Origin of the sequence: Spongiibacter taiwanensis (assembly GCF_023702635.1) — a bacterium.
GTDB classification, from domain to species: domain Bacteria; phylum Pseudomonadota; class Gammaproteobacteria; order Pseudomonadales; family Spongiibacteraceae; genus Spongiibacter; species Spongiibacter taiwanensis.
Map to the genome: position 1 here is coordinate 2349988 of NZ_CP098455.1, position 22202 is coordinate 2372189.

The window sequence follows — 22202 nt, forward strand, 5'->3', positions numbered from 1 at the left end:
GTCGCCCGCTCCCGGCGGCCCTAGCTTGCCGTCGGGCTTTAGGACGCCGTCATGCCCCTGCTGGAACACCTGTCGCTTTTTCTAATTTCCCTGGTTGCCAATGTGCTGTCTGCCATGGCCGGGGGCGGCGCAGGCTTGCTGCAATTACCCGCGCTCATCTTTCTGGGGCTGCCACTGAGCATGGCCCTGGCCACCCATAAAATTGCCACCGTTGCCCTGGGCCTGGGCGCCACCTTGAAGCATGTGCGCGAAGGTCATTTGCGATGGGGTTTTGCCGCGCTGATGCTGGCAGCGGGTTTGCCCGGTGTACTGGTGGGTGCCAATATTATTCTCTCTGTGCCACCGGCACCGGCCGAGTTTGCGCTGGGTGTGCTAACCCTGGGGCTGGGTGTTTATTCTCTGTTTAAAAAGCAGCTTGGCCAGCAGTATCAGCCCTGGCATCGGGATATGACAGGATACAGCGTGGGTGCGCTGGGGCTGTTTTTGCTGGGTGTGCTCAACGGGTCGCTGACCTCGGGGACCGGGCTGTTTGTCACGGTGTGGTTGATCACCTGGTTTGGTCTGGACTTCAAACGAGCCACCGCCTACACCATGATTTTGGTAGGGTTGTTCTGGAACGGTACCGGCGCCCTGGCGCTGGCTTTGCAAACCCCGGTGAAGTGGGCGTGGTTGCCCGCATTGCTGTTGGGGTCGCTGGTGGGTGGCTATGTGGGGGCTTTCCTGGCCATTCGCTATGCAAACCCGGTGATCAAACGGGTGTTTGAAGTGGTGACCATGGCGATGGGCTTGGCGCTGATTTTACAGGCCGTGCGCGCCTTGCTGTAATTCTGTGAAAGGCTAGCCAGATTGGCAAAGCACCTGCTCTGGCCAGCCCTCTGGCAGCGTAAAGTGGTGTAGTTGAGTTGAATGTGTGGTTTCCAATGGGATTGGGTGTGTAGATCGTGGCTAATTGGCGTGTGATTCGCAATGTCTCGGGCGGCCTGTTGTTGGCAGTGACGCTGCTGGTCGTGGCGGTGGGGGCCTTTGAGTTCCATACGTCGTATTTTCAGGCGCGTTACTTTTCTGAGCTGGCGGCCAAGCTGCAGTTTGAGGTCAAAGAAGGGCCTTCGGATGCCATCCGCTTTCCCGGGCATGGTCCGTACAATATTCAAAATGGCTACACCCGGTTGCCAGCTTTCAGCGACCGACTGACAGGGCGCAGCTTTCAAATTGCCCAGCAATCGCGCTTTTCTCCGGCACTCATCGATTATATGGAGTGGGGGGGTAATCCGCCTTACCCGGTAAAAGCCCAGTCGGGTCTGGTGATCAGTGATCGGGATGGTGACACCCTGTTTTCGGCCAAGGAGCCGGAAAGCATCTATCGCGCCTTTGATGACATTCCGCCACTGCTGCTCAACTCGCTGTTATTTATTGAAAACCGGGAACTGCTGGGCGATCACCACCCGCGCAAGAATCCGGTGGTGGAATGGGACCGGCTGGCCGAGGCGGCCTTGTATCGGCTGCCTTTTATCGCCGAGCCCGGCGAATCGGGGCCGGGTGGCAGCACCCTGGCCACGCAGATGGAAAAATTCCGTTACTCACCCCGGGGCCTGACCACCGACAGTTACGAAAAGTTGCGCCAGATTGTGTCGGGCAGTGTGCGCTACTACGCCATGGGCACCGACACCCGGGAGGCCCGGCGCATTATTGTGCGGGATTACCTCAATGCCACGCCGCTGTCAGGTCGACCGGGCCGTGGTGAGATTCACGGTGTGGGAGACGGGCTTAAATATTGGTATGGCATCGACTTCGCCTACGCCAACCGGGTGCTGTCCGCGCCCTACGGGATTGTTGATATCAATGAGCAGGCCCGAGTATTCAAGTCGGCCTTGAGTCTGCTGCTGTCCCAGCGTCGCCCTTCTTATTACCTGCTGGCGGGGCGCCCGGCACTGGAAGAATTGACCGCTCGCTACCTGCGTGTGCTGGCAAAAAACGGGGTAATTGATGAGGCGCTGCGCAATGCCGCCCTGGCCCAGCCGCTGAGCTTTGCCCAGGGCTCTGCCATTCCGCCGCCACCGGTATTTGTCTCCCGAAAGGCGGTCAACAATGTGCGTACCGAGTTGTTGAAACTGCTCGGCGTGGATAGCCTTTACTTGCTTGACCGTCTGGATCTGACCGCCGATACCACAATCGATGGCGAGGCCCAGGCCAAGGTGGAAGCGCTGCTGCAGCAAGTGACCGACCTCAACTACGCCAAGCAGTCTGGCTTGCTGGGAGAGAAACTGCTTCGGGAAAATCAGCTCGACGCTCTCGACTACAGTGTGTTGCTGTATGAGAGCACACCGTCGGGCAATGTGCTGCGGGTACAGACCGACAACCTGAACATGCCCTTTGATATGAACACGGGTTCCAAACTGGATCTGGGGTCCACCGCCAAACTGCGAACGCTGATCAGTTATCTGGAAATTATCGAAAAGGTCTATCTTAACCACCGTGCCTTGGCAAAAGACGAGTTAAGTCAGGCGCGTAAGCTGGCAGAGGACCCGCTGCGCCAGTGGACCCTGGATTACCTGATTCAGCGCCCCGATGCTGATCTCAAGGGTTTGTTGGAGGCCGCGATGCAGCGGCGCTACTCGGCCAGTCCGGCGGAAGCCTTCTTTACCGCGAGTGGCTTGCACCGCTTCAGCAACTTTGACCGGGCAGACAACTTCAGGGTGATGAGCGTGGGTGAGGCAATGACCCGTTCAGTCAATCTGGTATTTATCCGCATGATGCGGGATATCGCCCGTTACTACACCTTGGAAATTCCCGGCTACAAACAACTGCTGCTCGACCGTGAAGACCCGCGCCGCAAGGATTACCTCAAGCGCTTTGCCGATATGGAGGGGAAAACCTTCCTCAACCAGTTCTACCGGGTTTATACCAATCTGGATAAAGCGCAATTGCTGACGCGGCTGGCCAGTCGCACCAAACCCTTTCCGGGCCGGCTCAGTATGGCTTTTCGCTCGGTTCAGCCAGAGGCAAGCCCCGAGGAGCTGACGGCTTTTCTGCAGGCTCGTCTGCCGCCAGCACTGATGGAGGAGGCCGATGTTGCCAAGCTCTATCGTCAGTTTGACCCCGGCCGGTTCGACAGCAATGACCGAGCCTACCTGGCGCGACTGAACCCGCTGGAGCTGTTTGTGGTGAAGTATTTGCTGGACAAGCCCGGCGCTACCTTGAGCGAAATTTACCGGGATAGCGAAGCTGCCCGGCAGGAAGCCTATGCCTGGCTAAATAAGTCGCGCAAGGTTCGGGCCCAGGACAGCCGCATTCGCATTCTGTTGGAGCAGGATGCCTTTCGCAGTATCCACCAGCAGTGGCAGCGGCTGGGGTACCCCTTTGAAAGCCTGATTCCCTCCTTTGCCACCGCGCTGGGGGCTTCCGCCGACCGCCCCATTGCCCTGGCCGAGTTGATGGGCATCATCGTCAACAATGGTGTGCGCAAACCTTTCCGCCAAATTGATAGCCTGCATTTTGCAGAAGATACGCCTTATCAGACCGATTTTTCCTACGTTTCCCGAAACGGCCAGCCCGTGCTGTCGACCGAGATTTGCCAGACAGTGCGCAGCGCCCTGGCTAATATTGTTGAGGTGGGCACGGCCCGCCGCCTGAAGGGCGTGTATGTGGATGCCGACGGCAAACCCATCGCGGTCGGCGGAAAAACCGGAACGGGAGATCATCGGGTGAAATCTTACGCCGCCGGTGGCCGGCTGGTGGGTGAGTCGGCGGTGAACCGCAATGCGCTGTTCACGTTCTATATCGGCGATCGCTTTTTCGGCGTCATTCTTGCCCATGTGGGTGGACAGGAATCCGGCGGCTTCGAATTCACCAGCGGCCTGGCGGCGCAACTCTTGAAGATACTGCAGCCGGCTCTGACCCCAATGCTGTTGGATTCGCGGGATGCAGCGCCGGCCCCGGCTCCCCAGCCGGTGGAGGCCTCGCCGCCGACCGCCGCGCTGGCGCCGACCCTCGATGCGGTGAGGCCGTCCCAGGCTCAGCCCGGCACGGCCCCGGCGCAATTGCCCCTCAGTCATCCCACGGCCCAACCCGGGACCCTGGTGCTGTAAGCCGGCAGTGGAGTGCCGGCGTTTTTTGTTGGCCTGACCTGGATCGGTATGGCCGGTTTTGATTGACAGCGGCGCTGCATTCGCTATCCACTATCGGCTCCAACAACAATGACTGTCCCCAGCGGGCAGCTACCAAAACTAGTGTGATTCCGGGACCTGTCTGCATGGAAAATCCGACCTTTCTGGCCACCGCCGACCAGTACTTTGTGAAATTTCTAGGGCTGTTGTCCGAGGGTAAAATTTACAGCGAGTTGGGGGTCATCACCCTGATTTATGTGCTGGCCTGGCTATTGGCCGGCCGGGTCCGGCAGGTGATTCCGGTGTTTCGGAGTCTGTCTGAGGCCAATCACCCGGTGCGCAGTTTGATATTTCGCTGTGGCAAGCTGCTGTTTCCGGTGTTTGCCATTATGTTGCTGCGCCTGGCGGTGGAGTTTAGCGAATGGTTCACCGAAGAAGGCTGGATCATGCGTGGCGCGCTGGGTATCGCGCTGTTCCTGGTGTATTTCTCCTTCATCAATATCGCCATTAGAAACAAGATTGTGGCGGGGTGGTTTCGCTGGATTGGGGCACCGCTGCTGTTTTTACACCTGATCGGCGCGCTGGACGATATCGTCCAGGTGCTCGATGCCATTGCCGTGCAGGTGGGCAACATTCGCATCTCTGCTTACGGCATTTTGCGGCTGCTGATTTTTGGCTCGCTGTTGTTCTGGTTGGGCCGGGTATCCAGCGCTACCGGCCAGACGCTGATCCGCCGTCAGGAATCTCTCGATATTCGTACCCGCGAGGTGCTGGCCAAGCTGTTTGAGATTGGCCTCACCCTGGTGGTGATTTTGCTGCTGCTGCAAGTCATGGGGATTAACCTCACCGCCTTGGCCGTATTCGGTGGTGCCTTGGGTGTTGGTTTGGGTTTTGGCTTGCAGGCCATCGCCTCCAACTTTATTTCCGGCATTATCATTTTGCTGGACCGCTCGGTGACGGTGGGTGATTACGTTGAGTTGGAAGATGGTCGCACCGGCATTGTGACCCAGCTCAACATGCGCTCCACCACGCTGGAGACCTACGATGGCAAGGACATTGTGGTGCCCAACGAAAAATTCATCACCTCGAGCTTTACCAACTGGACCCACAAGGATATCAAGCAGCGCTATCGAGTCGACTTCTCGGTGGCCTACAAGACCAATGTGCGGGAGATGGTGGAGTTGGTAAAGGAGGCGGTGGCTGAGCATCCCCAGGTGATCAGTGGCGACCATGTGCCCATTGAAGAGCGCCCCGACTGCGAGATTGATAGCTTTGGCGACAATGGCATCAATATGTTTGTCGAGTTCTGGATGGAAGGCATTGATGACGGCCGCAACCGGGTCGGTGGTGACTTGCTGCTCATTATTCTGGAAACGCTGCAGCAGAATGGCATTGAGATTCCTTTCCCGCAGCGGGAGGTCCGAGTGTTGAATCCTGAGACGCTAGACGCTAGACGCTAGACGCTAGACGCTAGACGCTAAATCCAAAACCCCGTCATTCCGGACGCGTTTTTTGCGATCCGGAATCCCGTGCCCGGTAATATCGTGCAACTGGTTCCCCGTGTGGATCGTCGGGTTCGGTGTCTCCCGCGCAACCTTCGCCACCCTTGCCAGTCTCCAGCAGGAGGCCTACACTGCTCCTTCTTGTCGGGGCGCCCGGCGCGGGTTGGCAACGTCAAACCGCCCACTGGCTGAGATCGCATAGCGAGTCCCGTTGTACCTGATCTGGATAATGCCAGCGTAGGAAACAAGGATGAGACGGCCCGCTTGCGCCGTCGCCCCGCCGTACTTCCTTGCTGCTGTTATCCCCAAATTACATACCGCTGCCGACTCGGGCGGGTTGGCGCTGCCAGGGGGAATAACCATGAGCAAATCTGAATACCCATTGCTGAGAGAGACCGCTCAGGTCGATGCGGCGGCGGTGGAGCCCTTGCCGGGCTCCTCAAAAATTTACGTTCAGGGCAGTCGCGCCGATATTCAGGTGCCGATGCGGGAGATCAAACTGACCCCGACGCCCATTCAGGGTCGTGACGGCACCAGCCGTCTGGAACCCAACGCCCCGGTGCGGGTATACGATACCTCCGGTGCCTACACCGATCCCAAGGCCAGCATTGATATCCGCAAGGGCTTGGCGCCGATCCGGGAGCAATGGATTCTCGATCGGGCCGATACCGAATTGCTGGCTGGCGACACTTCCGAGTACACCCGCAAGCGGGCCGCTGATCTCAGCCTGGAACAGCTGCGCTTTGACCTGAAGCGCAAACCGCGCCGCGCCCTGGCGGGCCAGAATGTCAGCCAGATGCACTACGCCAAGCGCGGCATCATCACCCCGGAAATGGAATACATCGCCATTCGCGAGAACATGGCGCTGGCTCAAGCCAGAGAAGCCGGGGAGTTGGCGGTGCAGCATCCGGGCATGTCCTTTGGTGCGAGTATCCCCAGCGAGATCACGCCGGAGTTCGTCCGCGATGAGGTGGCTCGGGGCCGGGCGATTATCCCCGCCAATATCAATCACCCGGAGCTGGAGCCGATGATTATCGGCCGCAACTTCCTGGTAAAGATCAATGGCAATATCGGCAACTCGGCGCTGGGTTCTTCCATTGAAGAAGAGGTGGCCAAACTGACCTGGGGTATCCGTTGGGGCGCCGATACCATGATGGATCTGTCCACCGGCAAAAATATCCACGAGACCCGGGAATGGATTATCCGCAATTCACCCGTGCCGGTGGGCACCGTGCCGATCTACCAGGCCCTGGAAAAAGTGGACGGCATTGCCGAGGACCTGACCTGGGAAATCTTCCGGGACACGCTCATCGAGCAGGCCGAGCAGGGGGTGGATTACTTCACCATCCACGCCGGGGTGCTGCTGCGTTATGTGCCCCTCACCGCCAAGCGGGTCACCGGCATTGTCTCCCGGGGTGGCTCCATCATGGCCAAATGGTGTCTGGCCCACCACAAGGAAAACTTCCTTTACACCCACTTCGACGACATCTGCGAAATCATGAAGGCCTACGATGTGTCCTTCTCCCTGGGAGATGGTCTGCGTCCCGGCTCAGTCGCTGACGCCAACGATGAGGCGCAATTTGGTGAGCTGCGCACCCTGGGTGAACTGACCAAGAAGGCTTGGAAACACGATGTGCAGGTGATGATTGAAGGCCCCGGTCATGTGCCCATGCAAATGATCAAAGAGAATATGGAAGAGCAGCTCAAGCACTGCGACGAAGCCCCTTTCTACACCCTTGGCCCCCTGACCACCGATATCGCCCCCGGCTATGACCATATCACCTCGGGCATCGGCGCCGCGCAAATCGGCTGGTATGGTTGCGCCATGCTCTGCTACGTCACCCCGAAAGAGCACCTGGGCCTGCCCAACAAAGACGATGTTAAAACCGGCATCATCACTTACAAAATTGCCGCCCATGCAGCCGACCTGGCCAAGGGCCATCCCGGTGCCCAGCTGAGGGATAACGCTCTGAGTAAAGCGCGCTTTGAATTCCGCTGGGAGGATCAGTTCAACCTGGGCCTGGACCCAGATACCGCCCGGGCTTTCCACGATGAAACCCTGCCCAAGGAGTCGGCCAAGGTTGCCCACTTCTGTTCCATGTGTGGCCCAAAATTCTGCTCCATGAAAATCACCCAGGATGTGCGTGACTACGCCGACAAGTTGGAAGCCGACGCCGAACTGGAAGCCGAGATGCAGAAGAAGTCCGCGGAGTTTAAAGAGCAGGGGAGTGAGATTTATAAGCGGGTCTGATGACGGCGTAGTCGGGCGTCGGACGCTGGGAGGGGTAGATGGTGAGTCGTGGGCTGCGAGAGCTGAACGCTAGACGGGAGACGGAAGACGCTAAGAATTGCGGCTTTGCCGCTATTGCCGCTATTGCCGCTATTGCCGCTATTGCCGCTTTGTGCGACTTCGTCGCACTCGCTTCTATTCCGCCGAGCTCTAATAAAGCGCAGCGAAGCTGCGCCCGCTTTTGCGTCTTCCGTACCCAAAGCACTCGCTCCGCTCGCGGGGCAGGCTCTCTCCCGTCTAGCGTTTTGCTTTCCCCACTGGCAGGTGCCCACTAATGGCACCCGCGTCCGACCTCCGACGTCCGACCTCCGACGACTTCGCCATCATCGGCGCCGGCTTGCTCGGCCGCTTGCTCGCCTGGCGCCTCCTCGAACAGGGCCACACTGTCACCTTGTTCGAAAAGGGCAGCCGCGCGGGGGAGCTGAGTGCTGCCCGGGTGGCGGCGTCGATGCTGGCGCCGTTTACCGAGGTGGTGAGTGCCGAGCGGCGGGTGTTTGACTGGGGCCTGATGGCGCTGGACTGGTGGCCGGGTGAGCTGGCGCGGCTTGCCGAGCAAAGCGGCGTGTCGATTCCGCTGGGCTGCGACGGCAGTATTGTGGTGGCCCATGAGCTGGATAAATCCAGCATGCAACATTTTATGCAGAGCCTGGCGGCCAAGGTGCCGGAGCATATGGACGCGGTGCAGCCATTGGATCAGGCAGGATTGGCGGCGCTGGAGCCTGAATTGGCCCAGCGCTACCACGGCGGTATCTACCTGTCCCGTGAAGGTTATCTCGATAATACCGCGCTGCTGACCGCATTGAATCTCGCCATTGAAACCCGGGGCGGGAAATGGGTTGAGCACACGGCGGTAACGAAGGTCACTGCGGGGGCGGTCACCTGGGGTGATCAGCATGACAACTTTGACTGGGTCATTGATACCCGCGGCCTGGGTGCCAAAGCGGATATCCCCGGCTTGCGCGGTGTGCGTGGCGAAGTGCTTTGGGTGCATGCGCCAGAGGTCAATTTGAGCCGTCCAGTGCGCCTCATGCACCCGCGCTACAAGCTCTATATTTCACCCCGGCTAAATCACCGCTACGTGATTGGCGCGACCGAGATAGAGAGTGAGTCGATGGCGCCGGTAACGGTGAGATCCAATTTGGAGTTGTTATCGGCCCTGTATAGCGTGCACAGTGGTTTTGCCGAGGCGACCGTGGAGCACAGCTACGCCCATTGCCGCCCGGCGATGCCCGACAATATGCCGGTGGTGGATTGCCAACCGGGGTTGCTGCGAGTGAATGGATTGTATCGCCACGGGTATTTGCTTAGCCCGTATGTGGTGGAGGCGGCGCTGGCCGCAATGGCCAGTTGATGTGGGTAGCTGCCTCTTATGCTGACGGGTTCATCGAATGACGGGGTTCCCGAAATTTCGCCATACCCGCGAACGCGGGTATCCAGTACATTGCTGACGTAGCTGAGTCTATGGATGCCCGCGTTCGCGAGCATGACGACATAAAAATTATTCCGGACAGCAGTGCGTCTGCGCGGGAATGACGTTTACGCAACACGGGGTTAGCCCCAAATGATTATCTTGGGTTAAACGAAGAATGATTTCTGTCAGTGTGAACAACGAGGTGCAAGAGTGTGATCCCGCGCTGCCGCTGGAAAAATTGCTGGCGCAGTGGGGCTTCACCCAGGAAAAAGTCGCGGTCGCCGTGAACGGTGATTTTGTGCCCCGTTCTCGCTATGGCGAGTTTCAATTGACCGCCGGGGATGAAGTGGATGTGCTGGCTCCGGTACAAGGGGGCTGAAGGAGAAACGATGGCAGATACGTGGACACTCTACGGCCAAATCTTTAGCAGTCGTCTGTTGGTTGGCAGCGCCCTCTATCCCTCCCCGCAGGTGATGCAGGAGGCGATCAAGGCTTCCGGCGCGGAGATTATTACCGTGTCGCTGCGTCGGCAGTCGCCGGAGCAGGGTGGCGGCGCCAGCTTTTGGCAGCAACTGAAAGCGCTGGATAAAACCCTGCTACCCAACACGGCGGGCTGCCACTCAGTGAAAGAGGCAGTGACGCTGGCGGAGATGAGCCGCGAACTGTTTGAGACCGACTGGCTAAAACTGGAAGTGGTCGGCGATGATTACAACCTCCAGCCAGACCCCATGGGCACCGTGGAGGCGGCCGAGAAGCTGATCAAGGCCGGGTTCAAGGTCTTCCCCTACTGCACCGATGATCTGGTGATCTGTCAGCGTCTTCGGGATGTGGGCTGTCAGGTATTGATGCCCTGGGGCTCGCCGATTGGCACCGGCCGGGGGCTGATGAACCCCTACAATCTGCAAACCATCCGCGAGCGCATTCCCGAATTGCCGCTGATTGTCGATGCAGGCATTGGCAAACCTTCCCATGCCGTGCAGGCCCTGGAGCTGGGTTACGACGGTATTCTATTAAACACCGCCGTGGCCCAGGCCAATGATCCAATCATGATGGCTAAGGCTTTTAAAGGCGCAACTGAGTCTGGTCGTCAGGCGCGACTGGCGGGGGCAATGCCCGAGCGCCAGACCGCGTCGCCGTCAACCCCCACACTGGGGATGCCATTCTGGCACCAGCAGTAGCAGGGGCTTACGGTCACCACCAAATTACTTCAGGTAAAGCTCGCGCAGGCGGCTGAGATCGTTGTCGCTCAAGCCGACTTTCGCCTTCAGATAGCCGTCCACTGAGCCGTAGTCCTGCTGAATTTCAGTCAGGGCCAGGCGAATGTAAGGCGTGCCATCTTCGGTGATCAGCGGCTGGGGCTGGCGAGGTTTGTCGCCGTCACTGTAGCGCAGCATCATTTTGGCAAAGCTGTTGGTTTTTGCCGCTTCTTTCAGGTCGACGTCGCCGCGCTCAATCTCAGGGCGCCGGTATTGCGTGGACAGCAGATAATCCTGCTCGACCACCTCTTTGGGTACGCCCAGGGTGGTGAGCAACAGGGCAGAGGCAAAGCCGGTGCGATCCTGGCCAGCGGAGCAATTTACTACCACCGCGCCGTCGCCCTTGAGCAGCTCGTTGAAATACAGCGCCATTTGCGGGGCCAGGCTATCGGGCAGGGTGTAGTACAGGTCACCCAGCTTGAACTTTTCCGCTGCGCCCGCTGCTTGCCGGGCCTTGAGAAAGTCGGCCATTTTGTAACTGTGCTGACGGTAGGCGATGCTGTCGTCGTGGGTTACCCAGTGGTTGGGGTAAAGGGCCAACTCCTCGTCGGAGCGCAGGTCGACAACAGCTTGAAAATCGAACTGCTCAAGGTAATGCTCGTCTTTTGCCGTCAGACCGGTCATTACCCCCGAGCGGAACAGCACGCCACGGCGCACGGTTTTGCCGTCCTGGGTTTGATAGCCGCCCAGGTCGCGAAAGTTGCTGCCGCCTTCCAGTGGCAGTAAACGCTCCTGGCCAGCAGGGGTGGTCAGGGTCAGTTTGGCACTTGCGGTGTGCTCGGCGGTAGCCGGCGCGGCCATAGCCAGTGGCGCCATGCTCAGGCCGATGGCCGCGGCGAGGCTTGCTGCAGTGAGTTTGGTTGCGTCGCGCAGCTGTGCAAAAGATTTCATTATGTTGTTACTCCTGTGTTGGTTGGTCCCCCCGGCAGAGAATGCATCCTGCCGGGGGATAAGGCCTTAGAAGCTCACCCGCATTCCGATCAGGTAGCGGCGGCCATAGCTTTCCGACTGGTTGATGGTGCCGTTGCCGGCGTAGCGTACGTCGGTTTCATCGGTGAGGTTGTTCACGTTCAGGTAGATGGAGATCACCGCGCCTTCTAGTTCCAGCGGCAGCTCGTAGCTGATGGACAAATCGACCCGTTCCTGCTCGCCCCATACTTCGCTGGGGTCCTCAATGGGCGATACCCACTCGTCCCGGTACTGGTAGTTGATCCGGGCCGACAGGCCAAAATCTTCATAGAACAGCGACAGGTTGTAGATCAAATCCGAGGTGCCGGGCAGGCTGGCCTTGCTGCCGTCGAGCAGCTCAAATTCGCTGTCCAGGAAGGTGGCATTGGCGCTGATACCAAAACCCTGTAACGCCGGGGTGAGATCAACGGCGTGGCCGACAAAGTTGACTTCAACGCCGCTCATTTCGCCGTTGTCGCCGTTGACTGCGCCCGAGTAAGTCCACTGTTGACCAGCGAAGGCAGGGAGGTAAATGCCGGCATCAATGGTCGACTCCGACGAGTAAATGACGTTGTCGATTTCCCGGTAGAAGGCGCCCACCGAGAAGATACTGGCGGGGGCGAAGTACCACTCCAGGGCGGTGTCGATGCCCATGGCTTCTTCCGCTTCCAGGGTGGGGTTGCCGCCACGGATCTGCTCGTTGTTGACATCCACTGCCGCAGCGGCGCGCCACTCTTCATAGTTGGGGCGGTTCACCCCAGTGGTGCCGGAAACCCGCAGCTTCAGGTCTTCCTGCAAATTAATATTCAGGTGGACAGAGGGCAGGGTGTGGTTGAAGTCATCGCTGACGCTGATCCGCTCGCCGTTGATGGTGCCCTTGCTGCTGTAGTCGGTCTGCTCGAAGCGTACGCCGGTGACCAGGTTACCCCAGTCAAAATCAGTGGTGACCATGGCATAGACGGCGAGAATCTCCTCGTTGATGGATACTAGCGCGTCATCTGCCGGGTTGATCGGCGCCAGCCCGGCTTCTTCCCAGGCCCGGCGCAGGCCCTTGTTGTCGTATACGGTGCCGCCGATGGTGTTGGTGGTGTTGCTGTCCCAGGGTTGGCCGGTGTTGAAGGAGTCGATATCGATACTGTCGGGGAAGGGGCCGACAATGGGAGTGAGGACAAAGCCGTCGGCGTCCCGGCTGTCGCGCTGGGCGCCCAGGCGCAGTGTGGCGTACTGGTTGAACCACTCGATACCGCGCTCGGCGTCGACCTTGAATTTAAAGCCGTCAATTTCCAGGGCATTGCCGTAGTTGATGCCGATGGTGGCGGGGTAATCGATGCCGGACAAATCCTGATCGAGGGTGAGGCGCGGGTCTTCAATATCGCGCAGGTCATAGTCGGCGTTGGCGCTGCCGGCGACGCTGCGAATAATCGGCAAATCGGTGGTGTTTTCGGTCTCGCTGCCGTTGACCCGGGTTTCCAGCCGCCACTTGCCAATTTCAAAGTCGGCGCCGAGGGTGTTGCTCAGGGTGGAGTTTTTGTACTGGCCGTATTCCAGCAAGCGGGAAACCGACACGGCCTGATTGGTATTGCTGACCCCGGCCTGGGGAGTGTCCATGGCAAAGACAAACTGGTTGCGTTCTTCGTTGTCGACGAACTCGCTGTACAAGGTGCTCAGGAACAGGCGCTGTAAAAAGCCGTCACCGCTGTATTCCAGGGTGCCGCCCCAGGCGCTGTCTTCCCGCTTGACCTTGTAGCTGCGGAAGTCCAACTCGTTGACCACCAGTTCACCGTTGGCGTCCCGCTCCAGGTCGTATTCCCGGTTGTCGGTCACCTGCTCCCGGCTGTTTTCCGAGCCAAACAAGACAAAGCCAACGTTGTCATTGGACCAGGAGGTGCGCAATCCGTACTTCTCGATGTCGCCATCGCCCAGCTGCTGCTCACCCATGCCGATGTCGCCGGAGAAGGTCCAGCCCTCTTCGGCAAAGGGGCTGAAAGTCTGGATATTGATAAAGCCGGCCACCGCCTCGCCTGGCATGCTCGGCAAGACCGCTTTGTTGGCCTCAATGCGGCTGGTAATGACCGAGGGGAAGCTGTCGAAGCGCGGGGTGCGGCCATTTTCTGCGCCGGGCACATCGATGCCGTCAAAGGCGATGCTGGTGTAGCGGAAGGGCGCGCCGCGGAAGTTGATATACCGAGCCTGGCCCTGGTCCCGCTCGATAGCCAGCCCCGGCAGGCGGCCCAGGGAGTCGGCCAGATTCTGGTCGGGGAAGCGGCCGATGGTATCGGCGGAGATAATATCGACGTAGTTGTCGGCCAGTTTCTTGGCGTCGAAGGCCGCCTGTTGGCTGTCGCGAATCGGCGCGGCAGTGACGGTGACAAATTCCATCTTGGCGCCGGCTTCGTCGCCCTCGGGTGGCGTTGTTTGCGCCAGCGCGGCCACGGGTAGGGACAGCGTCGCAATCGCCAGGCTAAGCGATTTGCGCCTTCCTTTGGGGAAGTTCATGGTGATGCTCCTAATTTGGGTTGGGTGGCTACTGCGCCTCTCTGTCATCTGCCAGCCGCTTGGCTGTGCTGGGGCGCTTGAACCGGATCAATGTTGGGGCTGCTGGGTGTCTTCAGCGGGGGTCATTTTGGTGAGGGGAAATGTCTGGGGGATGACAGAGACATCTATTTCCCCCTCGGGGATGTCTATTTTTGGCGGTCTGCACGGGTGTTGGCCGGCAGCATAATTTGTGCGGGTGAAAGGGCCAGTCGATATTTGGATCGGCCGGTCTGGAGGTCCCGCTCGGCCTCGAATAAGAAGGGCTGTGCCAGGCCCTCGCCCAGCGCCTGAACCAGCTCGTCCTTTACCTTGCTGCGGTTCTGGTCGAGGGTCTTGGCGCGCAGGCCTTTCTCGCTGAGATCATTGATGGCTTTGTGGTGGCCGCCATGATCCAGCATCAGTTCGATCAAATCCTGATCGTGGCGGCGGTCAGGGCGATTGGCAGGTGGATTCACAAACCAGCCGCCGTCGGCATCGGCCTGTTTGCGCAAACGGGCATACCAGAGGTAGTACATAAAGGGTGTTGCAGGTAGCCGAATGGCGACACCGTGGACCACCACCGTATTGGTGTCTGGCTGAAAACTGAGTTGCGCCGGTGCGTTGCATAAGGTCAGCGCGGCGCCCAGGTTGTCTGGGTGTTGTGCCAGTGCCACAGGCAGCCAGGCCAGGCTCTGGTCGTCGGCCAGACCGCCGGAGGCCAGAATCGTCAGCGCCTGCTGAAGTTGAACCGTGTCATGGTTGAGTAATACCGCCAGGGCCTTGCGCTGGCAGGGGTTGAGGCCTGGCACCAGTTTGACCGCCGCCAGAGCCTGGGTGTGGCCAGTACCCTGCGATTTCATTCGCGACAGACAGCGCTGCTGCAGTGGCGACAGCGGCGGTTGCACGACGCTGGCGAGCAGCGCGACGCCCAGCAATATCAGGGCAGGCAGACTGAGTTGCCACCACTGCGGATGGCAGCGCAGGCCCAGGGTAAGGGATTCATCCCGTTCCGGTAGCGACCAATTTAGCTGGAGGTGGCGCTGGGGGGAAAATGACAGCGGAAAGGGGGTGCCCCGCAGCTGGATCAGTGCCGCTTGGCATTGGCCGATGGGGCTAAGGGGGGATTTGGGTGTCAGCCGGGCCAGGTCCTCGTTGATTCGGGTTTGCAGGTACTGGTTTACCTTTTGGAGGTCGTGGGAATTTACCCCGGAGCGAATAATGCGTTCAGTGAGCGGCGCCTGCAGTTGTTGGTGGAGGTCGGCGGTGAGCCGGTTCAGTGACATCACATAACAAGCGGCTGACAGCATGAGGCCGCAGGGCAGCGCCGCCAACAGGGTTCTTTGCCAGCGTTTCATGGGCAGCCCCCCTCAACCAACGGGATGGGCGCCTGATCGAAAACCGGCTGAAAAACGTTCAGGGCCCGGATAATATCGCAGACCGCCGGGTCGCCGAGCAGGTCTGCGCGCAAGAACCAGCTGCCCGAGGGCACGTCTTTAGCCAGCGGGGTGAACACCACGCCCCCTTGATCGGGGACCAATACCGGGTTTCTGGCACTGGAGATGATATCGACCTGACCCTGTTCGAAAGCGTCATAGAGGGCAGCGATACTGGAAAAATACTGAATTTGGGTGTTATCCAGATCGATATTGGCCGAGCGCAGGGCATTCATCGGTTGCAGAAAGTAGGTCTGGCTGTGCTGGTCCAAGGACAGGCCGACCCTTTTTCCGGCAAAATAGGTGTCGTTCATGGCAACCGGTGTTTTGCGGCTCAGCCAGTACAGGGTGTAGCGGGGGCTATCCAGAATGGGTTGGTAGTACTGATACACCTCGGGCAGCAGGCCTTCTACTACGTGGCGGCGGTTCCAGATTAATTGGTAGTTGCCCTCGAGAATATCCTGGGCCTTCAGGTAGCCCCGGGGATGCCAGCTGATCTCGACGCTGGCGTATTGCTCGCTCAACAGGGCGGACTGGCACAGGGCTTCTGCCAGCGCGATGGCGTAGGTGGGGGTCAGGGTCAGGACGCGAAAGGCCGCGTCACTGTCGGTATTGGCCACCTCACAGCGATAGCTGACGTAGTCCTGTAAGTTGATGGCTTTAAAACTGTTTTTTGACAGGGCCCAGGTCGCGAGCAAGGGCAGCGCGGCCATTGCGGCGAGAATCAGGAAGTAGTGCCAGCGGCGCTGGGTAACGAGGGGGAGCGGGAGCATGGACGGCTTAACGACTTAAAAACGTCATGCTAACGCCGCTGCTTTACGTTTTGATGAATGCAAGCATTTGCTGGCAAAGATCGGCTGATTTGGGTCTTTTCCTGTGAATATTGTTAAAAGTCAAAATCCGGTTGACCGCGTTAGCGCTATTCCGGCGATTTTAGTATAAGGAAGGGTCCGGCAGCCCCCGTGGCGCGGGATCTTCGAGAGGGATGGGCCCCGGCGCGGGCCTCCGATGAATACAGCAAGAGATGGCTGGTAAACCAGTTGTTTCGGGGTTTGGGAATGAGCGACAAGCAAGAGCAACCGGTCGAGCAAACAAAGGATATTGTGGTGGATGATGCCGCCGAGGGCGAGCTGATCGAGCACGATGGTCCGATGGAGGATGATCCGAATGACGACAGCTATGACGGTGGCTTGATCGTTGTTGGGGTTGGCGCCAGTGCCGGTGGTCTGGAGGCGCTGCAAGACCTGGTGGCAACCATTCCCCCCGATATAGGGGTGGCCTTTGTGGTTGCCCAGCACTTATCGCCGGTGCATAAGAGTAAGTTCGTTGAAATCCTGTCCAAGCATGCCCAGATCCCCATCGTGCAGGCCGAAGATGGCGCCCAGCTCCGCGTTAATGAAATGGTGATTTGCCCGCCCGGGTTCAATATTGAGGTGATCAAAGGGGATCGTGTAACGCTGTCGCGGAAGGTGGACCCGCGAGTTTCACCGGTGCCATCGGTGGACCAACTGTTTGAATCCATTGCCACTGTGAAAGGTGAGCGCAGCATTGGTGTGGTGTTGTCCGGTACCGGTACCGACGGCACGATTGGCCTGCGGGCGATCAAGGCGGAAAACGGCTTTGGTATGGTCCAGGACCCTCGTACCGCCCAGTATAACGGCATGCCTAACTCGGCCATTATCACCGCAAATATCGATTTGGTGATGAAGGTGGAGGAAATTGCCGCCCAGATCATTGCCATTGTCACCCCCCGTAATTTCAAGGTGGCCGCTGGCGTCGAGCTGGTGCCCAGCGAAGCCTATGTTGAAATTCTCAAGCAGCTGAAGTCATTGAGTGGCGTGGACTTTAGTCTCTACAAGGAAAAAACGCTGATTCGTCGGATCGACCGGCGGATGACCTCCCTGCGGCTGAAGGATGCCCAAGAGTATTGTCGCTACCTCTCGGAAAACACCAAGGAAATTTCCTTGCTGATGAGCGACCTGCTTATCGGGGTGACCTCCTTCTTCCGGGACAAGGATGCCTTTCTCGAGCTGCGTTCAGAGCTGCAGAAATACATCAAAGATTGCGAACACCAGGTGCTGCGTATTTGGACGCCGGGCTGTTCTACCGGTGAGGAGCCTTACTCCATTGCCATGATCATCGACGATATTCTCGGCGAAGATCGGGACGAGTGGGCGGTGCAGATCTTTGCCACCGACATCGATCCCAAGGCCATCGCCTTCGCCCGGGAGGGGGTCTACTCTTCTTCCGTGGTGAAGAATGTGCCCGAGGAGTACCGCCGCAAATACTTTGTCAGCAAGGGCAGTCAGTACGAGGTGGTGCGCTTCATTAAATCGTCGGTGCTGTTTGCCAATCACGATCTCAACCGTGACCCGCCGTTTATCCGCACCGACCTGATCAGCTGCCGCAACCTGATGATCTACTTCAAGCCCGAGTTGCAGCTGCGTACCTTCCAGGTATTCCACTACTCGCTGAACTTTAACGGCATGCTGTTTTTGGGCAGCTCCGAGTCGCTGTCGTCGAGTCTGAACAATTTCAAAATCGTGTCCAAACGGCACAAGATTTACAAAAGCCTGTATGCCGACAAGAAACTGCCGTTGGACACCATCTACAAGACCAAAAATGACGAGCGCATTGTTGGCAACAAGCTCGCCAAACCGGTGTTCGACAGCCCCCGCAGCATGACTCGTATCGAGAGCCTGGTGGCCGGGGTGGACATGTTCCGCAAGCTCATTGTGGAAGGTTTAGAAAACACCAAGATTCTGTACCCGGTGATCATCAACGAATCCAACGATATTGTGTATATCCACGGCGAAAACCCGGTGTTGATTCGGCCGGTCGGGGTGCCCACCAACAACATTCTTAAAAGTGTCGAGTCGGAGCTGGCGATCCAGATTCGCGAGGTGCTGCATCGCTTGAGCGCAGAGGATGAGTGGGCCTCTACGGCCTACGTTGCTCTCAAGGATACAGACAAGCCAACCTACGTACGTATCTTTGCAAAGAATGCCCACTGCCCCTTACCTATCGGCCGGGTCGTGGTGCTGTATTTCCAGCTGGAAACCGAAGACAGTTTGCCTGTGAGAATTCTGGAAGGCAGCGATGGTTCCAATCAGGCGCTGATGGAGCAGAAGCGGATACTGGCGCAGACCGAATATCAGATGCAGACGCTGATTGAGGAGCTGGAAACCTCCAACGAAGAAATGCAGGCGATGAATGAGGAGCTGCAAAGCTCCAATGAAGAGCTGCAGAGTTCCAACGAGGAGCTGGAAACAACTAACGAAGAGCTGCAGGCGACAAATGAAGAGTTGCAAACGGCCTACGGGGAAATTCGCGCCGCCTACAATCAGAAGCTGGAAAGCCAGTCCACCCTGGAGACAATGAAGGAGGCTCTGGAGGAAAGTAACAGCCTGCTTGAAGAGTCCAGCCGAATTGGCAAGTACGGCTCCTGGAGCTGGGATCTGGAGACCCGGCGTTTCAAGTGGAGCAAGGGTTTCTGTCGCATCTTCGGCATTGAGGCTGATAAGGAAGACGCGTCCTACGAGCGGTTTATCAATATCGCTATTGATGATGACCGCAAGCGGATGGAAAACTTTATCTCTGATCTCATTCTTGGCAAGACCAAGAAGCCCATGTTGATCAAAGCGCTGGATAGTAAAGAGCGGGAGCTCGATATCTCAGTTGCCGCCTTCACTTATCTCAATGATCTCGGCCAGACGACCAAGATCATTGGGATCGTGATGGATATCTCCGAGAAAGTGTCCTACCAAGACGAGAGCAAGCTGCTCAAGAGCCGGATTGATATTCTGCTGAATAACAGCTTCAGCGGGTGTTATGTGCTGGAGGTGGACACCATGAAAATAGTGAACGCCAACGAGATATTCCGCGACACGCTGGGGATAAAAGAAGAAGAGCTTGATCAGTATGATGAGGTTAAGTTCTTTGAGTTGTTCACCAAGGAAGCCAAGGATACCTTCCTGGAAATGATCATTACCCAGATGAACGCCGCCTTGGGCACCAGCTTGAAGATTCAGTATGAAATGCGCACCACCGATGGCCGACTGCTGAAAGTCGACGCCCGCCACTCGGTGTTCAGTCGCGATGGCCGCAATAACAAGGCAAAAACCATTCTGGTCAACATTATGCCGGTTGCCGGGAGTTAACATCCCGGCCGTACCCGGAAAACCTCTCGGCCTCCGGCGGGTATCTTGAGCCTTGCCGAAGGAAATCTGCCTTCACGTCGTCGACACTCAGTCTCATTAAAGCAGTCAGCGCGCTGATGGCCCGCTGCGTCTCTGCCGGGACTTTCGCAAGCGCACGTGCACTCGCCTTTGCAAACGCCTCATATCAAACGAGCTGATTCTTTAATGCGCGTCTTCTGGTGCATGAAAGTAACAACCAAAGGGCGCATCAAACCGGCCGGGCGGGATTGATGTGCTGGGGGAGGTTGGTTCAGGCACGAATGGTCAAGTTGTGGGACAGGTTGACTGAGCCGTCCTCTTCGAGCACGGCAAACTTCTGCTGATCGGCGCTTTCCACCACAATCGTGGGTGTTTGAAACAGGGGGCGGCGAATAAACTTTAGTCGGTAGCCAAAGCTTTGAATTTGCTCCAGGGTGGCCATCTGTAGAGTGTTAAGCAGCATGGCAGGGTTTTCTGGCACTGGGGGCAAGCGGTCCCGGCGTTCTTGGGTGTGCATCGTTATCTCCTGACGTCCATGCGCTGGAAGTGAGAGTGAAGAAGGGTGAAGCATGTTGCTTTATGGCTATCGCTCTAACAATCAGTGTTAACCGCATTAAACCTAGACTGACGACGCCACGACTTTACCGTACCGCTGATGCTTGTAGGCTGTCTACCCTTGGGTGCTGCATATTGCAGATTTGATGAGAAATATCAGAAAAGCAGTACTGAAAGATTGTGAAGTAACTTTTTCATTATGTCGCGATAATGCGAAAAAATAAGTTATGTAGTGAGCAAGGTATATTGCCTAAATATAGTAAAAATATGTGTTTTCTCGGTGCGGCTTAATTTGTGTGGTGATAATCGTCAGAGGAAGTCACTTGCTCGAAAATAAATCGGCTTCAATGGCGGAAATAATTGGGCTGAATTCACGCCAATTTTTTTCATTCAGCTCAGCAAGATTTTTGTGGGCGTCGAGAATGACCTGGGCGGTGGTGGTGTCGTCTGCTACGCAGCTTGGTAACTCCTGATCGGGTATCGGCAAGCTGGGGTCGTGGCGAAGCAGGATAAAAACCCTGTCGAAGCCCATGCTTTCGAGGGTGCGATTAATATCGGGGTTCGTTGAGAATATGGGTGTTTTGTGATGGTAATGGCTGTTGATGTGATTGCTGATCTTCGCCAGCATACCCAGACCCGTGCTGTCGATAGCCGAGGCGCCGGTCAGATCAATCAGTACGTTGCTCACGTCCGGGTCAGAAAAGATGTCATCCAGCAACTCGCTTAGCGCCGTGCATTCGGTGAAGCGCATCTCGCCCAGTAGGCGCAGAATCAGAGTGTTATTGATTTTGGCAAATCGAATCATTGCTGAGCCTTTTTATCAGTAAAAGGGTGAGGTCATCGGGGAGTGCAGGGCCGTCCTCTATTAATCCCAGTCTATCGCAAATGGCGCTGATCCCCTGTGGCGCGAGTCGGGCCAGGTCCAGCATGGCCGCTTCCTTGTCGCTCAGATGCTGTTGTGGGAGGGCATCAAAAATGCCGTCGGAGGACAACAGAACAAAACCGCTATTGCCGAGGTGAATGTCGTTGTTGGGATACTCAGCATCGGCAAACAGGCCGAGTGGCGGGCTGGCGTAGCCTTCAAACTGGCAGTGATCCCCAGTACCGACAATGGCCTGGGGATAGTGGCCGGCGCTGGCATAGCTCAGCTCCCCGGTATCAATATTGAGGCGGCCGTAGAACAGGGTCAGGTGTTTGCTCACGCCGCTGCTGACAAATTGTGTATTGAGGCTGCTCAAGGTCGCGCTGGGGTTGTGCAGGCGCTTGTCGCTGCCCTGCCAGCAATCCTGCAAATAACGCTGGAAGGCATTCTTCAACATGGCGGTGATCAGGGCGGAGGAAATGCCATGCCCGGACACGTCGGCCAGATAAAACCCGGTGTGGCAGTGGTCGATGGCGAAGTAATCAATGAAGTCGCCACTGAGAGCGCTGGCGGGTTTGATGAAATAGTCCAGCTGCATGGCGCCGAAGCGACGACCTTTCTCCGGGAGCAGCTCAAATTGCAGGGCTTGTCCGGCGGCTTCGTCATCCTCTCTTTGGCGCAATGCCTCTGACAGTCGCTGATTGGCGGCTTCTAACTCCCGCTGATGGTGCAGCTTGTCGCGGCGCAGTTGGGCCCGCTCCAGCGCCAGCCCCACAGAGTGCTCGAGCACCTCCAGGTCGGTGACGGGCTTGGTGACGTAATCCCAGGCGCCCAGTTTCAAAGCCTGTATCACATCGCCCATATCGCCTTTGCCGGAGATGATGATAAACGGCAGGGATGGGTGGTCGCGGGTGACCTTGGCCAGCAGTTGCAGGCCGTGCATGCCCGGCATGTTCAGGTCACACAGGGCCAGATCGGGTTGCTTCTGGGCAATCAGGGTCAGGGCCTCGGCGCCGCTGCAGGCCTCAGTTACCCGGAACCCGCTTTGCTCAAACCAGGCAGCCAAAGACTCTCTTACCGGATCATCGTCGTCGATGATCAGCAGGTGGGCGGCATGTTCGAGCCTGTTATTGGACACCGCGACTCCCGT

Annotated in this window: 15 protein-coding genes and 1 riboswitch; of the genes, 8 read left to right on the plus strand and 7 right to left on the minus strand. The window is 57.8% G+C overall.

What is annotated here, in order from left to right; genetic code table 11:
• Nucleotides 1-51: 51 nt before the first annotated feature.
• The 7 genes from NCG89_RS10885 to NCG89_RS10915 all read left to right on the plus strand — a co-directional run bounded on the left by NCG89_RS10885 (nt 52) and on the right by NCG89_RS10915 (nt 10484).
• Nucleotides 52-825, plus strand: coding sequence for a sulfite exporter TauE/SafE family protein (locus NCG89_RS10885; RefSeq protein ID WP_251086561.1), 774 nt, complete (start codon nt 52-54; stop codon nt 823-825).
• A 116-nt stretch (nt 826-941) separates the two neighbouring features.
• On the plus strand, nt 942-4085 hold the full coding sequence (locus NCG89_RS10890; protein WP_251086562.1) for a transglycosylase domain-containing protein: 3144 nt from the start codon (nt 942-944) through the stop codon (nt 4083-4085).
• Between the two features lie 164 nt (nt 4086-4249).
• The gene (locus tag NCG89_RS10895; RefSeq protein WP_251086563.1) at nt 4250-5563 is read left to right on the plus strand and encodes a mechanosensitive ion channel family protein; all 1314 of its coding nucleotides are present in this window, start codon (nt 4250-4252) and stop codon (nt 5561-5563) included.
• A gap of 177 nt (nt 5564-5740) precedes the next feature.
• Nucleotides 5741-5866, plus strand: a riboswitch (TPP riboswitch).
• Nucleotides 5867-5966: 100 nt separating this feature from the next.
• A complete protein-coding gene (gene thiC, locus NCG89_RS10900; protein WP_251086564.1) occupies nt 5967-7856 on the plus strand; it encodes a phosphomethylpyrimidine synthase ThiC in 1890 nt (629 codons plus the stop codon).
• A 313-nt stretch (nt 7857-8169) separates the two neighbouring features.
• The gene (thiO, locus tag NCG89_RS10905; RefSeq protein WP_251086565.1) at nt 8170-9246 is read left to right on the plus strand and encodes a glycine oxidase ThiO; all 1077 of its coding nucleotides are present in this window, start codon (nt 8170-8172) and stop codon (nt 9244-9246) included.
• Between the two features lie 235 nt (nt 9247-9481).
• On the plus strand, nt 9482-9685 hold the full coding sequence (gene thiS / locus NCG89_RS10910; protein ID WP_251086566.1) for a sulfur carrier protein ThiS: 204 nt from the start codon (nt 9482-9484) through the stop codon (nt 9683-9685).
• A 10-nt stretch (nt 9686-9695) separates the two neighbouring features.
• Nucleotides 9696-10484, plus strand: a complete 789-nt coding sequence (locus NCG89_RS10915) for a thiazole synthase (RefSeq protein ID WP_251086567.1) — start codon at nt 9696-9698, stop codon at nt 10482-10484.
• 24 nt (nt 10485-10508) lie between these two features.
• Here the strand turns inward: NCG89_RS10915 and NCG89_RS10920 are convergent, their stop codons facing one another.
• The 4 genes from NCG89_RS10920 to NCG89_RS10935 all read right to left on the minus strand — a co-directional run bounded on the left by NCG89_RS10920 (nt 10509) and on the right by NCG89_RS10935 (nt 16230).
• On the minus strand, nt 10509-11453 hold the full coding sequence (locus NCG89_RS10920) for a tyrosine-protein phosphatase (protein ID WP_251086568.1): 945 nt from the start codon (nt 11451-11453) through the stop codon (nt 10509-10511).
• 66 nt (nt 11454-11519) lie between these two features.
• Nucleotides 11520-14006, minus strand: a complete 2487-nt coding sequence (locus NCG89_RS10925) for a TonB-dependent receptor (RefSeq protein WP_251086569.1) — start codon at nt 14004-14006, stop codon at nt 11520-11522.
• A gap of 185 nt (nt 14007-14191) precedes the next feature.
• Nucleotides 14192-15379: a hypothetical protein gene (locus NCG89_RS10930; protein WP_251086570.1), complete on the minus strand. Its 1188-nt coding sequence runs from the start codon at nt 15377-15379 to the stop codon at nt 14192-14194.
• Nucleotides 15376-16230, minus strand: coding sequence for a type 2 periplasmic-binding domain-containing protein (locus tag NCG89_RS10935; protein ID WP_251086571.1), 855 nt, complete (start codon nt 16228-16230; stop codon nt 15376-15378). Before NCG89_RS10935 ends, NCG89_RS10930 begins: the two co-directional genes overlap by 4 nt.
• 285 nt (nt 16231-16515) lie before the next feature.
• Here NCG89_RS10935 and NCG89_RS10940 point away from each other — a divergent pair, with 285 nt between their 5' ends.
• Nucleotides 16516-19617: a CheR family methyltransferase gene (locus NCG89_RS10940; RefSeq protein ID WP_251086572.1), complete on the plus strand. Its 3102-nt coding sequence runs from the start codon at nt 16516-16518 to the stop codon at nt 19615-19617.
• Between the two features lie 289 nt (nt 19618-19906).
• Here the strand turns inward: NCG89_RS10940 and NCG89_RS10945 are convergent, their stop codons facing one another.
• From NCG89_RS10945 to NCG89_RS10955, 3 genes are all read right to left on the minus strand, one after another.
• Complete coding sequence (locus NCG89_RS10945; RefSeq protein WP_251086573.1) at nt 19907-20152, minus strand: hypothetical protein; 246 nt, start codon at nt 20150-20152, stop codon at nt 19907-19909.
• Nucleotides 20153-20509: 357 nt separating this feature from the next.
• Nucleotides 20510-20995, minus strand: coding sequence for an STAS domain-containing protein (locus tag NCG89_RS10950; protein WP_251086574.1), 486 nt, complete (start codon nt 20993-20995; stop codon nt 20510-20512).
• Nucleotides 20970-22190: a SpoIIE family protein phosphatase gene (locus tag NCG89_RS10955; protein ID WP_251086575.1), complete on the minus strand. Its 1221-nt coding sequence runs from the start codon at nt 22188-22190 to the stop codon at nt 20970-20972. The genes NCG89_RS10950 and NCG89_RS10955 overlap by 26 nt, the downstream gene beginning before the upstream one ends.
• Between the last annotated feature and the right edge of the window lie 12 nt (nt 22191-22202).

What these genes read in the sequence shown, in the direction of transcription:
- NCG89_RS10885 (WP_251086561.1), top strand. Translation starts at nt 52, where the DNA reads ATGCCCCTGCTGGAACACCTGTCGCTTTTTCTAATTTCCCTGGTTGCC.
- thiS (WP_251086566.1), top strand. Translation starts at nt 9,482, where the DNA reads ATGATTTCTGTCAGTGTGAACAACGAGGTGCAAGAGTGTGATCCCGCG.
- NCG89_RS10915 (WP_251086567.1), top strand. Translation starts at nt 9,696, where the DNA reads ATGGCAGATACGTGGACACTCTACGGCCAAATCTTTAGCAGTCGTCTG.
- NCG89_RS10950 (WP_251086574.1), bottom strand. Translation starts at nt 20,995, where the DNA reads ATGATTCGATTTGCCAAAATCAATAACACTCTGATTCTGCGCCTACTG.
- NCG89_RS10895 (WP_251086563.1), top strand. Translation starts at nt 4,250, where the DNA reads ATGGAAAATCCGACCTTTCTGGCCACCGCCGACCAGTACTTTGTGAAA.
- NCG89_RS10945 (WP_251086573.1), bottom strand. Translation starts at nt 20,152, where the DNA reads ATGCACACCCAAGAACGCCGGGACCGCTTGCCCCCAGTGCCAGAAAAC.
- NCG89_RS10920 (WP_251086568.1), bottom strand. Translation starts at nt 11,453, where the DNA reads ATGAAATCTTTTGCACAGCTGCGCGACGCAACCAAACTCACTGCAGCA.
- thiO (WP_251086565.1), top strand. Translation starts at nt 8,170, where the DNA reads ATGGCACCCGCGTCCGACCTCCGACGTCCGACCTCCGACGACTTCGCC.
- NCG89_RS10930 (WP_251086570.1), bottom strand. Translation starts at nt 15,379, where the DNA reads ATGAAACGCTGGCAAAGAACCCTGTTGGCGGCGCTGCCCTGCGGCCTC.
- NCG89_RS10940 (WP_251086572.1), top strand. Translation starts at nt 16,516, where the DNA reads ATGAGCGACAAGCAAGAGCAACCGGTCGAGCAAACAAAGGATATTGTG.
- NCG89_RS10925 (WP_251086569.1), bottom strand. Translation starts at nt 14,006, where the DNA reads ATGAACTTCCCCAAAGGAAGGCGCAAATCGCTTAGCCTGGCGATTGCG.
- thiC (WP_251086564.1), top strand. Translation starts at nt 5,967, where the DNA reads ATGAGCAAATCTGAATACCCATTGCTGAGAGAGACCGCTCAGGTCGAT.
- NCG89_RS10935 (WP_251086571.1), bottom strand. Translation starts at nt 16,230, where the DNA reads ATGCTCCCGCTCCCCCTCGTTACCCAGCGCCGCTGGCACTACTTCCTG.